This is a genomic window from Lawsonibacter sp. JLR.KK007 (assembly GCF_036941135.1).
In the GTDB taxonomy this organism is placed as follows: Bacteria; Bacillota; Clostridia; order Oscillospirales; family Oscillospiraceae; genus Lawsonibacter.
This window is the reverse complement of sequence record NZ_JAYWSY010000002.1, coordinates 706,281-719,483: the sequence shown is the minus strand read 5'-3', so window position 1 is coordinate 719,483 and position 13,203 is coordinate 706,281. Positions and strand designations below refer to the sequence as shown.

Annotated in this window: 16 protein-coding genes; 9 read left to right on the top strand and 7 right to left on the bottom strand. The window is 59.5% G+C overall.

Annotated elements, in window-relative coordinates; all coding sequences use genetic code 11:
* Positions 1–268: 268 nt before the first annotated feature.
* From rpmG to rplA, 5 genes are all read left to right on the top strand, one after another.
* The gene (rpmG, locus tag VV088_RS13410; protein WP_023346199.1) at positions 269–436 is read left to right on the top strand and encodes a 50S ribosomal protein L33; all 168 of its coding nucleotides are present in this window, start codon (positions 269–271) and stop codon (positions 434–436) included.
* A gap of 34 nt (positions 437–470) precedes the next feature.
* Entirely contained in the window at positions 471–737 is a 267-nt protein-coding gene (gene secE, locus VV088_RS13405; protein ID WP_251318978.1) for a preprotein translocase subunit SecE, read from the top strand.
* Positions 738–742: 5 nt separating this feature from the next.
* The gene (gene nusG / locus VV088_RS13400) at positions 743–1,267 is read left to right on the top strand and encodes a transcription termination/antitermination protein NusG (protein WP_334601212.1); all 525 of its coding nucleotides are present in this window, start codon (positions 743–745) and stop codon (positions 1,265–1,267) included.
* 93 nt (positions 1,268–1,360) lie between these two features.
* Entirely contained in the window at positions 1,361–1,786 is a 426-nt protein-coding gene (gene rplK / locus VV088_RS13395) for a 50S ribosomal protein L11 (RefSeq protein WP_160635569.1), read from the top strand.
* Between the two features lie 13 nt (positions 1,787–1,799).
* Positions 1,800–2,492, top strand: coding sequence for a 50S ribosomal protein L1 (rplA, locus tag VV088_RS13390; protein ID WP_334601211.1), 693 nt, complete (start codon positions 1,800–1,802; stop codon positions 2,490–2,492).
* A 57-nt stretch (positions 2,493–2,549) separates the two neighbouring features.
* Here the strand turns inward: rplA and VV088_RS13385 are convergent, their stop codons facing one another.
* The 6 genes from VV088_RS13385 to VV088_RS13360 form a co-directional block, all read right to left on the bottom strand.
* Positions 2,550–3,650 (bottom strand): CHAP domain-containing protein, encoded by a 1,101-nt coding sequence (locus VV088_RS13385; protein ID WP_334601210.1) that lies wholly within the window; start codon positions 3,648–3,650, stop codon positions 2,550–2,552.
* Positions 3,651–3,793: 143 nt separating this feature from the next.
* Positions 3,794–5,032, bottom strand: coding sequence for an MFS transporter (locus VV088_RS13380; protein WP_334601209.1), 1,239 nt, complete (start codon positions 5,030–5,032; stop codon positions 3,794–3,796).
* Positions 5,033–5,109: 77 nt separating this feature from the next.
* Positions 5,110–5,745 carry a TetR/AcrR family transcriptional regulator gene (locus VV088_RS13375; RefSeq protein ID WP_334601208.1) on the bottom strand — a complete coding sequence of 212 codons (636 nt, stop codon included), beginning with the start codon at positions 5,743–5,745 and terminating at the stop codon, positions 5,110–5,112.
* Positions 5,746–5,811: 66 nt separating this feature from the next.
* Positions 5,812–6,294 (bottom strand): hypothetical protein, encoded by a 483-nt coding sequence (locus VV088_RS13370; protein WP_334601207.1) that lies wholly within the window; start codon positions 6,292–6,294, stop codon positions 5,812–5,814.
* A 54-nt stretch (positions 6,295–6,348) separates the two neighbouring features.
* Positions 6,349–6,651, bottom strand: coding sequence for a hypothetical protein (locus tag VV088_RS13365; protein WP_334601206.1), 303 nt, complete (start codon positions 6,649–6,651; stop codon positions 6,349–6,351).
* A 15-nt stretch (positions 6,652–6,666) separates the two neighbouring features.
* Positions 6,667–7,863, bottom strand: coding sequence for an ATP-binding protein (locus tag VV088_RS13360; protein ID WP_334601205.1), 1,197 nt, complete (start codon positions 7,861–7,863; stop codon positions 6,667–6,669).
* Between the two features lie 118 nt (positions 7,864–7,981).
* Between VV088_RS13360 and dusB the strand changes: the two genes are divergently transcribed.
* The 4 genes from dusB (at position 7,982) to VV088_RS13340 (ending at position 12,601) form a co-directional block, all read left to right on the top strand.
* A complete protein-coding gene (dusB, locus tag VV088_RS13355) occupies positions 7,982–8,953 on the top strand; it encodes a tRNA dihydrouridine synthase DusB (protein WP_334602069.1) in 972 nt (323 codons plus the stop codon).
* A gap of 16 nt (positions 8,954–8,969) precedes the next feature.
* Positions 8,970–9,599: a sigma-70 family RNA polymerase sigma factor gene (locus VV088_RS13350; protein ID WP_334601204.1), complete on the top strand. Its 630-nt coding sequence runs from the start codon at positions 8,970–8,972 to the stop codon at positions 9,597–9,599.
* Positions 9,589–10,353 carry an anti-sigma factor family protein gene (locus VV088_RS13345; protein ID WP_334601203.1) on the top strand — a complete coding sequence of 255 codons (765 nt, stop codon included), beginning with the start codon at positions 9,589–9,591 and terminating at the stop codon, positions 10,351–10,353. The genes VV088_RS13350 and VV088_RS13345 overlap by 11 nt, the downstream gene beginning before the upstream one ends.
* Before the next feature lie 175 nt (positions 10,354–10,528).
* Positions 10,529–12,601, top strand: coding sequence for an elongation factor G (locus tag VV088_RS13340; RefSeq protein WP_334601202.1), 2,073 nt, complete (start codon positions 10,529–10,531; stop codon positions 12,599–12,601).
* Between the two features lie 95 nt (positions 12,602–12,696).
* Here the strand turns inward: VV088_RS13340 and VV088_RS13335 are convergent, their stop codons facing one another.
* Positions 12,697–13,167 (bottom strand): LURP-one-related/scramblase family protein, encoded by a 471-nt coding sequence (locus VV088_RS13335; RefSeq protein WP_334601201.1) that lies wholly within the window; start codon positions 13,165–13,167, stop codon positions 12,697–12,699.
* Positions 13,168–13,203: the final 36 nt, after the last annotated feature.

The window sequence follows — 13,203 nt, the reverse complement described above, 5'->3', positions numbered from 1 at the left end:
TGACGGCGGGGGACAGGCGTGATATAGTAACACTTACCTGTGAAAAGGGGCTTTTTTCTGCTGTCCGGATGCGGTGTCCTGGCGGCGGACCCCTCCACCTGACCGTCAGGCCACAGGGAGGCAGCAGCCGAACTTCCACCGTGCGTTTGGGCGTATTTCTGCGCCCTTTGGCGCTGGATTCGGCAAAGACAGGCCGCGTCCGGCGTTTTCTTTTGGAAACGCGGGCACGCAGACGCTCCTGTCAAATAAAAAAGGAGGTGCCGAACAAATGGCAGCAAAGGCCGGCGCGCGCATCAAGATCACCCTGCGGTGCTCTGAGTGCAAGCAGAGAAACTACAATACCTTTAAAAACAAGAAGAATACCCCCGACCGTCTGGAGTTGAACAAATACTGCCCCTTCTGCAGGAAGCACACCGTTCACAATGAGACGAAGTGACAGGCGTAACGCCGAAAGGAAAGAAGGGTAAGTAATGGCTGAAAACGAAAAGGCCGTCCAGGCCAAGAAGGACAAGAAGTCCGATAAGAATGCCAAGCCCGGCTTCTTCGCCCGCGCGGGCAAGTGGTTCCGGGACATGAAGAGCGAGCTGAAGAAGGTCCAGTGGCCCACCCGCAAGCAGACCATCAACAACACCCTGATCGTCATCGCCTGCGTGATCGTGGTCGGCATTTTCATTGCCCTGTTCGACTTCGTGGCCAACGAGGCGATCAGTCTGCTCATCGGCGCCTTTAAAGGGTGACGCGGATGGCGGATAACGCAAACTGGTACGTGGTCCACACTTACTCCGGCTATGAGAACACGGTGAAGGCCACCATCGAGAAGTATGTGGAAAACCGCAGCATGCATGAGCTGATCCATGAGATCAGCATCCCTCTGGAAACGGTCACCGAGATCACGGACAACGGCCCCAAGGACGTGGAGCGCAAGGTGTTTCCGGGCTATGTTCTGGTGAAAATGGTGATGAACGACGAGACCTGGCACGTGGTGCGCAACATCCGGGGCGTTACTGGCTTTTTGGGCGAGGGCAACAAGGCCATCCCCCTGAGCGAGGCCGACGTGGCCGCCCTGGGCGTGGAGAAGCGGGAAATCGTAGTCAGCTACGCGCTGGGCGACACCGTGCGCATCACTGACGGCGCCCTGGAGTCCTTCCTGGGCACCGTGGACGAGATCGATCTGGACAACGGCAAGGTCCGCGTGGTGGTGTCCATGTTTGGACGGGAGACCCCCGTGGAGCTGGAGCTGGACCAGGTAGAACCCGCGAACGCATAACGGCGATCAGCCTGCGGCCCAAGGCCGCATCAAGTGGGAGGAGCGGAACGCTCCGCCAAACGACCACATTTTTCAAATTGGAGGTGCTCTTTCGTGGCACAGAAAGTAACTGGATATGTAAAACTGCAGATTCCCGCCGGCAAGGCGACTCCCGCCCCCCCGGTCGGCCCCGCGCTGGGCCAGCACGGCGTGAACATCGCCGCCTTCACCAAGGAGTTCAACGAGCGGACCAAGAACGACGTGGGCCTGATTATCCCCGTCATCATCACCGTCTACGCCGACCGCTCCTTTACCTTTATCACCAAAACTCCCCCCGCTCCCGTGCTGATTAAGAAGGCCTGCGGCATTGACAAGGCCTCCGGCGTGCCCAACAAGAACAAGGTCGCCACCATCAGCAAGGAGGACGTGCGTAAGATCGCCGAGACCAAGATGCCCGATCTGAACGCCGCCTCCATCGAAGCCGCTATGAGCATGATCGCCGGCACTGCCCGTTCCATGGGCATCCTGGTGGGCGACTAAGGAGGGTTCAGGAATGTTTAGAGGAAAGAAATATAAGGAGAGCGCCAAGAAGATCGACAAGAACGCTCTGTACGATACCGCTGACGCCATGAAGCTGGTGGTGGACACCGCCGCCGCCAAGTTCGACGAGACGGTGGAGCTCCACGTGAAGTTGGGCGTCGACTCCCGCCACGCTGACCAGCAGGTCCGCGGCGCCATCGTTCTGCCCCACGGCACCGGCAAGACCCAGCGGGTGCTGGTTTTTGCCAAGGCCGCCAAGGCCGATGAGGCCCGTGAGGCCGGCGCCGACTTCGTGGGCGAGATGGATCTGGTGGAGAAGATCCAGAAGGAGAATTGGTTCGACTTCGACGTGGTGGTAGCCACCCCCGACATGATGGGCGTGGTGGGCCGTCTGGGTAAGGTGCTGGGCCCCAAGGGCCTGATGCCCTCCCCCAAGGCCGGCACCGTCACCATGGACGTGACCAAGGCCGTCAACGAGATCAAGGCCGGTAAGGTGGAGTACCGTCTGGACAAGACCAACATCATCCACTGCCCCATCGGCAAGGTGTCCTTCGGCCCCGAGAAGCTGAGCGAGAACTTCACCGCCCTTATGGGCGCCATCATCAAGGCCAAGCCCGCCGCCGCCAAGGGCCAGTATATCCGGAGCTGCACCGTGGCTTCCACCATGGGCCCCGGCGTCAAGGTCAACGGCGCCAAGCTGGTGTAATTTGATACTTTGACATAGAAATCCCCCGGTTTCACGACCGGGGGATTTTTGTATTTGCTATTCGGCCAATCGCCATATTGAGTAGTTGTAACCAGTTTCTTCGATGTATGGACAGTCGGACCAAGTGTGTAGCCAAAGACCGCCAGCTCCCCACTTTGAAACCACTTTATTTACCCCAGTTCCAAATTTTAATGAGTTAACAATTCCAATGTGATGAGGTCCGTATGGATATGTACTTTCATTAAAACCGTAAACAAATACATCTCCCACTTGGGCGTTACCTCTGGGACTAATAAGATTGTCGCTACCATAAGTTGCAGGGTAATCACGGACAACCAGGTCATATGATCCATCAGTAAAATATGTCCAAGGTCCCGTACCGTTACTATTTGCTAAACCTAACCATATATTATTATTATAAGACTGACTATACAACGCATAAGAGGTACAATTGTAACTGGGTAAATTTTCATGGGTTACCCCTCTTAGTAAAGATGCTTGAGGATAAGCCCGTTTATCATTTTCAATTGCCGCTGCCATTGTATCTTGATCGTATTTGTTTGAATCAATTTCTGTGTACTTCACTCCAAATACTCTACCTTCTGCGGCTTCTACAGGACTTCCCTTCGGTGTATATACAGTCGTAATACGAGGCAAAGCATATGGAAATATAGTTGACTCCGTATCGTCTATTTCAGTATAGATGATTGAATACAAATCCTCAGCTACATAGTCCCCAAGAGATTTTTTAGTTTTACTCAGTGAATAGCCATCTTGACAATAACGTTGTAGTAAATCTAAATAGTCTGGACGAGTTTCAAGTTCTTGGAGTCCGTTAAACCGTCTTTTAACCGTTTCATATCCAATTTCAAATGTATTAAAAGAGTATATATCACATAAAAATGGGTAATTTAGCACAGTTTGAAGCAAAGCATCTGTGGTTAGATTGGTCAGGACTTCATCAGGAATTTGGCACGCTCTTCTTCTGGTCAATGTATCACCAAGGTCAATCCATTCCTGTGTGCCAGGAAGAATGGGATACTCGTAAGGCGTGTCAATGGTATACTGTGGCTCAGGATTATCAGTTGCACCTATTAATAGTATAAATAAGCATATTATGGACAGTAGAAACAGAGTGCGTTTCGATGGTTTTTTCATTTTACATGCCTCCTTTATAAATTAACACAACAGTACAATAAAGTTATAAATTTATTATACACTTATTTTGATAGAGAAGTCAACTAGAATTAAATAAAGTCATCATCTTTGACGATTTCTATAACTGATAGGTCAAGGAAAGTTTACACCTGTTCCAGCTGGTGGAACACACTCTTGGACCGTAGAGCCACCAGAGTGGACAGGGCGGCGGCCCCCAGCAGGACGGTCCAGGGGGGCAATGCGTCGAAGAGAAGGCCGTACCCCGCCTGGCCCAGGGGGGAGGCGCAGTTGGCCACCGCCTGGATGCAGGCGATCACCTTGCCCAGCAGCTGGCCGGGCACCTGGGCCTGGACCAGAGTGAGGAGCACCACGGTAAACAGGGTGGCGACGGACATGGCCAGCATGGACATGAGGGTGATCAGCCAGTAGCTTGCCGCCGCGGGCACCCCAGGGAGAACAGACAGCCCCATGACCGCCGCCGCCCCTGCGCAGGCCAGCATACAGGCCGAGCCGTGATGGGGTTTCAGCTTTGCGCCCAGCACCCCGGCCAGCGCTCCGCCCAGCAGCCCTCCAAGGCCCATGGCCGCCTGGGTCAGCCCCATGCGGGCATCGCTCATGCCCAGCACCTGGACTACAATGGCGGGGATGCCCACGATCATCACCGCCGACAAGATCAGGTTGAAGGCGGCCAGTACCAGTGTCACCGATAAAAATACGGGCCTGTCCCGGGAAATGTACCGCCAGCTCTCCCCCAGGTCCTGGCCCACCGTGGCCAGCACGCCGGCGGAGCGGGGCCGCTTCTCGTGGGGGATACGGATGAAAAGCTCCATCACCGCCGAGCAGAAGAAGCACACCCCGCCGATGGTGAGGATGGGTCCCAGTCCCCACAGGCCGAAGATCACTCCGCCCAGGGCGGGTCCTAGCAGATTGGCCAGGGTGTTGACCATATTGATCACCGCGTTGCCCTGGGTCAGCCGGTCGGGGGCCAGCAGGAGGGGCAGGCTGGCCTGGACGGCGGGCTGGTAGGCTCCGGCGATGGCGTAGAGCAGCATCAGGGTGGCGATGACCAGGGGCGCCAGGGGGGCTTTGCCCCATAGCAGGGTGTAGCACACCGTCAGCCCGGCGGTGAGGAAGTCCAGCGCCACCATAATGCTGCGCTTGTTTACCCGGTCCGCCGCCGTGCCGCCAATGGGTCCCATGAGGATCATGGGCAGGAAAGAGCAGGCGTTCACCACCCCAAAAAGGGCAATGGAACCCGTCTCCCGCAGCAGGTACAGGGGCAGGGCAAAGTGGAGGATGGCGTTGCCGAAGAGGGAGATGATCTGCCCGATGACTACCAGGGAGAAATCCCGGGTGAACAGGGCGCTTTTTTGTGTTTCCATAGAGATACTCCTTTCTTATAAAACCGACCGTCGGTTCGTATAACTGCCAAATAAAACTGCCCTATAGGCAGTTCTATTTATGAGCGGCAAAACCCCACCAAGGTGTCGATAAGGTCTTCGTCCAGCAGCTCGAAGCCGTACTGCCGGGTGAACTGGTTGAAGAAGGCGCACCGGGCCCGGACCTGCTCTGGCGTACTGGGCCGGAGGACGGGGTGGAGCCACAGATCGGTCATGAGCAGCAGCACCTCGGCCAACTGCTCCGGGTAATCGGCGCGGATGGAGCCGTCGGCAATGCCCTCCCGCAGGATGGGCAGGACATAGCAGGGGGCGGCCTCGTTCAGGATACTCTCCATCTGGAGGGCCATGAACTTGGGGTTCTCAATGAGGAAGGGCAGCATGTTCAAAATGCCGCCCTGGAAGGACAGGCGCACGGCGGTGCGGAACATCTCCCGCAGCTTCTCCGCCCCGGTAAGCCCCTTTTTGTCCCGGACCTCCGCCAGAACAGCGGTGTTGCACTCCCCAATCCGGTCTACCACGGCAATGATGATGGCCTCCTTGGAGGCGAAGTGGTGGTAGATGGCCCCCTTGGACAGCTTGGTGGCGTCGATGATGTCCTGGAGGGTGGTTTTGTCGTAGCCCTTTTGGAGAAAGAGGGTGGACGCGGTGTCCAGAATGAGCTGAACGGTCTGTTCCGGGTGCTTGTTCCGGGCCATGGAGGCCCCTCCCTTCTGAATACAGACCGGCGGTCTGTATGATAATAACACGGTTCTCCCGGACTGTCAAGAGGCCATGGAGTAGGGAATGCCGGTATAGATATAATATAAATGTTCCGCGATATAGTGTTCGAATGTTTTTTCCTCTTCCGGCAGGGAAGCGTTTTGTTCGCAATATTGGGACAGCGCCTCTAAATAGTCCGGCCGGTGTTCAAATTCCCACAGGCCGGCGAAACGTCGCCTGACTACAATATACCCCTGTTCAAAGGAATTAAATGCGTACATATCGCTGAGAAATGGGTAATCCAGCACGGTCTGAAGCAGCGCGTCCGTGGTCATGTGCTGGAGGATCTCGTCCGGGACCTGGCAAGCCCTTCTGCGGGCGAGAGTGTCGCCCAGGTCGATCCACTCCTGTGTGCCCGGCAGGATGGGGAATTCGTAGGGGGTGTCGATGGTGTAAGAGGACGCAGGCGGCTTGGAGACGGCCACCGCCCACAGGGCCAGGAGGCTGGAAATGCAGAACAGGAGGGTTGTCATTCGATTGCGCACAACAGGCTCCTTTCTCCGGCTGCGAGAGGGGCGAAACAATCTGGCTGGAAGGGCCTAGAAATTGAACTGCGGACAGCTTCGGTAGGGCTCGGGCAGGGGCTGGTCAAATTCGATCCACCCCAGGTTTTTCACCAGCACGGACGGCTGGTCCGGAAAGACCCACCGGTTGAGATAGTCGATAAAATCTGCCTCATTGTAGCATAAAACGCCATTGATTCGATAGTTTTGCGCGTGGGGGCTGTCGGGCAGCCAGTGACAGCAGAACTCCATGCAGTAGTCCTCCAGCCGGTCGGCCACCACGTCGGGGACGGAGTAAACCACCCGGTCCCCATCCGCGCTGAGCACAATGTTTTTCATGCGGCTCCCCCTCTGTTACGTCAGGCTGGCCACAAACTGCCGGGCCACCCTTGGCGTCCGTCCGGCGTGGCGGATTTCCCAGGTCATGGCCTGGGCGTGGAGGCGGTCGGCGGGGATCTCCACCCCCGCCCGGGCGGCCAGATGGTCCACCAGAGCCAGATAGTCCGTTTTGTTCATGGTCAGGTAGGGGATGCGCAGGCCGAACCGCTCGGCCAGGGCGGTTTTCTCCGAGATGGTCTCAAAGGTATCCACCTCGTCCCCCGCCCGGTCGGCGAAGGTCTGGCGCACCAGGTGCCGCCGGTTGGAGGTGGCGCAGATGCACACATTGGCGGGCCGCTTCTCCAGGGTGCCCTCCAGAATGGTTTTTAAGGCGGAGTAGGTCCGGTCGTCCTGGTCGAAGGCCAAATCGTCGATGAACAGGATGAACTTCTGCCGCCGTCCCGCCAGGGACCGGATCAGTGCGGGCATGCCGGTGAGGTTCTCCTTCTCCACCTCAATGAGGCGCAGGTCCTCCATGCCGGGCAGGCAGAGCATGGACTTCACCGTGGCCGATTTGCCGGTGCCGCCGTCGCCAAAGAGCAGGACGTTGTTGGCCTGCCGCCCCGCCATCATCAGGCGGGTGTTCTGCTCCACCATGCCCCGCTGGTGCTCATAGCCCAGCAGCTCGTCGGGATGGGGGCAGTCCGGGTCGGCCACCGGGATCAGCTGGCCCTCCTCCCACAAAAAGGCCCGGTATTTGGCGAACTGGCCCGCCCCGTGGTCCTTGTAGAATTGGGTGACAGAATCGAAGTTGAAGGGGGCCGCCGCCCGCCACCGGGGCAGTCCGGCCAGCACCGCGGCGTACTCATTGCCCAGCAGGGGCTTCAGGGCGTCGATAAAGCGGTCGCAGTCGGTCTCCGCCAACAGGACCAGTGTCTCGATGTCCCGCCGGGCGGCGTTCTCCAGGGCGGGGTCAGACTTCCCCTGGTCGATGAGCCGGGAGTAGGGGGTCTCGTTGTACCGCAGCCAGTCCCACAGCCAGTCGCCCAGACCCTCGCAGCCGTCCGAGCGCAGGAGGTGGAACCGGGAGACATAGTACTCCAAAGCCTCCTCCCCGTTTTTCCGGCGCAGGGCGTCCAGCAGCATGCAGACGCCGCCAAGAAGGGCGGTGTTGGTTACTTCCCGATAGGCGGAAACGCCCTGCAGGGCGGCATATAAAGCGTTCAGTTCCATGGTTTTGTCTCCTCACTGTGATAAAGTATCGTTTTCCCCATTTTAATGGTTGGAACAGCTCTTGTCAACGGTCAGGGGACATGATACAATGGGAAAAATCTTTTTTCGCGAGGTAGCTATGGTCACCATTGGAGGAATCGAGATCGAAACGCCCCTGGCCCTGGGTCCCATGGCTGGGGTGACGGACATGGCCTTCCGCACCATCTGCCGGGAGCAGGGGGCGGGGCTGACCTGCACCGAGATGGTCAGCGCCAAGGCCCTGTGTTATCAGGACAAAAAGTCCATCCCCCTGCTGCAGATGGGGGAGAAGGAGACCCCCGCCGCCGCCCAGATTTTCGGCAGCGACCCGGTATGCATGGAGGAGGGGGCCGCCATCGCCCACGAGGTCTCCGGGGCGGATATCATCGACATCAACATGGGCTGTCCCGTCCCCAAGGTGGCCAACTCCGGGGACGGCTCTGGGCTGATGAGAAATCCGGACCTGGCCGTCAGGGTGGCGGAGGCGGTCATCCGGGGGGCGAAATGCCCGGTGACGGTAAAATTCCGCCTGGGCTGGGACAAGGGCTCCATCAACTGCGTGGAGTTCGCCAAAGCCATGGAGGAGGCCGGGGCGGCGGCGGTGGCCGTCCACGGGAGGACCAAGGTGCAGATGTACTCCGGAACGGCCAACTGGGACTGGATCCGGGCGGTCAAACAAGCGGTAAACATCCCGGTTATGGCCAACGGGGACGTGTTCAAGGGGAGCGACGCCCCTCGGATTTTGAGGTACACCGGGGCGGACATGGCCATGATCGGCCGGGGGGTGTTCGGCAACCCCTGGCTGTTCGCCCAGTGCAGGGCGGCCCTGAACGGGGAGCCCATCCCGGACCCGCCCCCGCTGGCGGAGCGGTGCGACACCGCCGTCCGCCAATTTGAGATGGCCGCCGCCAACAAGGGGGAGAAGATCGCCTGCCTGGAGGCCCGGAAGCAGTACGCCTGGTATCTCAAGGGGGTGCCTCACGCGGGGTACTATAAGGAGCAGATCGTGAAGATTACCACCCTGGAGGACGTCTACCGGGTGACGGCAGGGATCAAGCGGGATTTGTGCTAGAAAGGAGAGGAACGCCGTGACCGACCAGGAGCTGGTGGAGCGGGCAAAACGGGGGGACCAGTCCGCCTTTGAGCGGCTGGTGCTGGACAATCAGAACAAAATCTACTCCCTGACCCTGCGCCTGACGGGCGACCGGGAGGAGGCGGCGGACCTGGCCCAGGAAGCCTTTGTAAAGGCGTGGCAGGGGCTGGCCTCCTTCCAGGGGGAGAGCAGCTTTTCCACCTGGATGTACCGCCTGACCACCAACTTGTGCATCGACTATCTGCGCAAAAAGAAGCGCCGGGAGGGTGTGGAGCCTGCGGTGTCCCTGGACGACACAGACAGCGGCTGGGCTGAACCCGCCGGCCGGGACAGCGACCCCCAGCTGCTGCTGGAGAAGTCGGAGCGGGGAAAGGCCCTGGCCCGGGGGCTGGCCCAGCTCCCCGACTGGCAGAGGCGGGCGCTGGTGCTGCGGGAGCTGTCCGGGCTGAGCTACCAGGAGATCGGAGCGGCCTTGGACATCGATCTGGGGACGGTGAAGTCCCGCATTGCCCGGGCGAGGCTGAACCTGCGAAAAATTTTGCTGGAGGACGGGAACTTTTTTGACTGCGGACCGTCTAAACCGGCAAAGGACAAAACCGAAGGGGGTGAAGCCCATGAGCTGTGACCGATATCTGGAGCTGTTTGCTCTGCGGCTGGACGGTCCGCTGGCCGAGGAGGAGGAGCAGGAGCTGGAGGAGCATCTACGCCGCTGCCCGGACTGCCGGGCAGCGGGAGCGCAGCTTGCTGCGCTCCGAGCCGGTTTCGGTGAGCTGGAGGACATCCCCGCCCCCGAGGGCTTTGCCCAGGGAGTGATGGAGCGCATCCGAGCGGAAGAAAGGCCCAAGGTGACCCCCCTGTTCAAGCGGCCCCAGGTTCGGGCCCTGACCGGGCTGGCCGCCTGTCTGGTGCTGGTTGTGGGGCTGTACAGCGCGGCCCGGTTCCGGCATCAGGACCTCCCCCTGCCCCGCAGTTATGGCAAGGATGCGGTGGAGGAGATGGACGAAGCCTCCGCATGCGAGGCCCTGACCGCCCCGGAGCTGGAGGATGTTCCCCAGATCGCCGCCTATGCCGCGCCAAGCCCGGAGGACGGCAGCACAACGGAGGAGGTGCAGAAGGCCGCTCCCAATCCTGCCGCAGGCGGCATTGACGGCGATTGGGCCTACGCAGAGATTACTCTGACTCTGGATCGTATGCCCGAGGGCGGCTGGGAGTTGATTCCCCCGGATACTTTTGTTTCACCGGTTGGTCTGACTGTCTCGGTCGAACTGCTGGAGCAGTTGGAACAGCTGGCTTCTGAGCAGGGGATCGGTATGTCCCGGGTTTCCGGACCGGAGGTCAACAATCACTGTTTGATTATTATTTTGAACGAAGAAAGCTAAGACGGAAAACGGCTCTCCGCCCAGTGCGGAGGGCCTTTTTCGTCCTCGGCCAAAATCCCTCAAAAAAACAGTTGTCAGAACGCCTCTTTTCATGTATAATAACCAATAGCGTGTAACGCCCCTTGAACGGGTATTGTTCAGGGCGATACTCAAACGATAAGGAGTGGAACCAACTATGAGCTATTCTGTACAAAACATCCGCAACGTGGCCCTCATCGGACATGGCGGCAGCGGAAAGACCGCCCTGGCTGAGAGCCTGCTCTACATGACCAAGGCCATCGACCGCATGGGCCGGGCCGCCGACGGCAACACCGTCTGCGACTACGACCCCGAGGAGGTCAAGCGCCAGATCTCCATCTCCCTGGCCGTGGCTCCCCTGGAGTTCAAGGGCTGCAAGATCAACGTGCTGGACACTCCCGGCGGCTTCGACTTCTCCGGCGAGGTGATGGAGGCCCTCCGGGCCGCCGACGCCGCTATTATCGTCTGCTCCGCCAAGGACGGCATTTCCGTGGGCCTGGAGAAGGCATGGAAATACTGCGAGGAGCGGAACATGCCCCGCTTTATCTACATCTCCAAGACCGACGAGGACAACTCCGACTACAACGCCACCTTCGAGGCCCTGCGGGCCAAGTACGGCAACAAGATCGCTCCCCTGGTGGTCCCCATTTGGGACGACAACAAGAAGGTCACCGGCATCATCGACGTGCTCAACAAGCGGGCCTACGAGATGCAGAAGCTCCAGCGGGTGGAGATCCAGCTGCCGGAAAGCAAGGCCGGCGTCATCGACGAGTTCAACGACGCCCTGAAGGAGTCCGTGGCCGAGACCAGCGAGGAGTTTATGGAAAAATTCTTCGGCGGCGAGGACTTTACCTACGCCGAAATGATCCAGGGCCTGCGCCAGGGCGTGCGGGAGCTGTCCCTGTTCCCGGTGCTGTGCGGCTCCGCCGTCAACTGCATGGGGTCCCTGATGCTGATGGATTACATCATGGAGCTGCTGCCCACCCCCATGGAGGGCAACTACCACAAGGCCACCCTCCAGAACGGCGAGACCGAGGAATTCGTCGTCTCCCCCGGCGGCGTGCCCACCGCCTTCGTCTTCAAGACAGTGTCTGACCAGTACGGAAAATATTCCTTCATCAAGGTCATGTCGGGCCATATCACCTCCGACCTCACCCTGGTCAACTCCCGCACCGGCGCCACCGAGAAGCTGGGCCGCCTGTACGTGATGCGGGGCAAAAAGGCGGAAGAGACCAAGGACCTGAGCTGCGGCGACATCGGCGCCATTGGCAAAATGGACAAGGTGAAGACCGGCGACACCCTGTGCGACAGCCGCAAGGTGGTGGCTCTGAAGCAGATCCCCTTCGCCGAGCCCTGCTACTCGGTGGCCATCGCCCCCAAGACCCGGGGCCAGGAGGACAAGGTGGCCCAGGGCCTGCAGCGCCTGAACGAGGAGGACCCCTCCTTCACCCTGGTGAACAACGGCGAGACCCACCAGATGGTGCTCACCGGCACCGGCGATATCCAGCTGGACGTGCTGGTCAGCAAGCTGAAGAACCGCTTCAACGTGGAGGCCGTGCTCAGCGAGACCCGGGTGCCCTACCGGGAAAAGATCCGCAAAAAGGTGGAGAAGCAGGGCCGGCACAAGAAGCAGACCGGCGGCTCCGGCCAGTTCGGCGACGTGTGGATCCGCTTCGAGCCCAACCTGGAGGAGGAAGAGATGGTCTTCGCCGAGGAGGTTTTCGGCGGCTCCGTGCCCAAGAACTTCTTCCCCGCCGTGGAAAAGGGCCTGCGTGAGGCCTGCCTGCACGGTCCTCTGGCCGGGTACCCTGTGGTCAACTTGAAGGCCGTGCTCTATGACGGAAGCTACCACCCGGTGGACTCCTCCGAAATTGCCTTCAAGACCGCTGCCCAGCTGGCCTACAAGGCCGCCATGCCCGAGGCCAACCCCGTTCTGCTGGAGCCGGTGGGCGAGCTGAAGGTCACCGTGCCCGACAGCTACATGGGCGACGTCATCGGTGATCTGAACAAGCGCCGGGGCCGCGTGATGGGCATGAACCCCACCGGTGACGGCGACCAGGTGATCGAGGCCGAGGTCCCCATGGCCGAGATGACCTCCTACGCCATCGACCTGCGGGCCATGACCCAGTCCCGGGGCAGCTATACCTTCCACTTTGTCCGCTATGAGGACTGCCCCCCTGCAGCCCAGGACAAGGCCATCGCCGCCGCCAAGGCTATGGCGGAGGAATAAACCGCAACGCAAAAGCCCGCTCTTCGGAGCGGGCTTCAGTTTCTTGGAGGGCCTCCGTTCCCTGGGTGACCCCATCGCCCCTGAATTGAGCCGGATCAGCGGTTCTGCGAGCACTTCACAGCGTCGATGGCCAGCACAATCATCAGGCAGTACAGCGCGTCCTCCGGGCGGGTGATGTCCATGCGGTAGGTGTCGGTCCAGTTCCAGAGCTCTTTGGACAGCCGCATAACAGTCCGGGGGCCGTCCATCACCGTGTAGTCCCATTCCCAGAAATCGCCCTCCACCGTCCAGCCGTTGCAGTCCAACTGAAATTTGGGCCGGAAGAAGGTGAACTCCTTGATGATCTCTCCAGCCAGCTGCTCGCCGGCATACAGCTCGAACTTGGGCAGAAGGGTCAGAACCCGCTCCTGCACCCGGCCGATGGCCCTGCCCGCCGCGTCGTAGATCTGGAGCCGGTGGCCCCAGCTCAGCTCGCCTTTGACGGTGTAGACCGTATTGCCCTCCTCGTCGAAAATGTCGTAGCTGTCGAACCAGGAAAAAAGTCTCTGCTTGAATAACAGCCTCATAGTGAGCTACCTCCTGTATTGTCTCCGATCAAATAC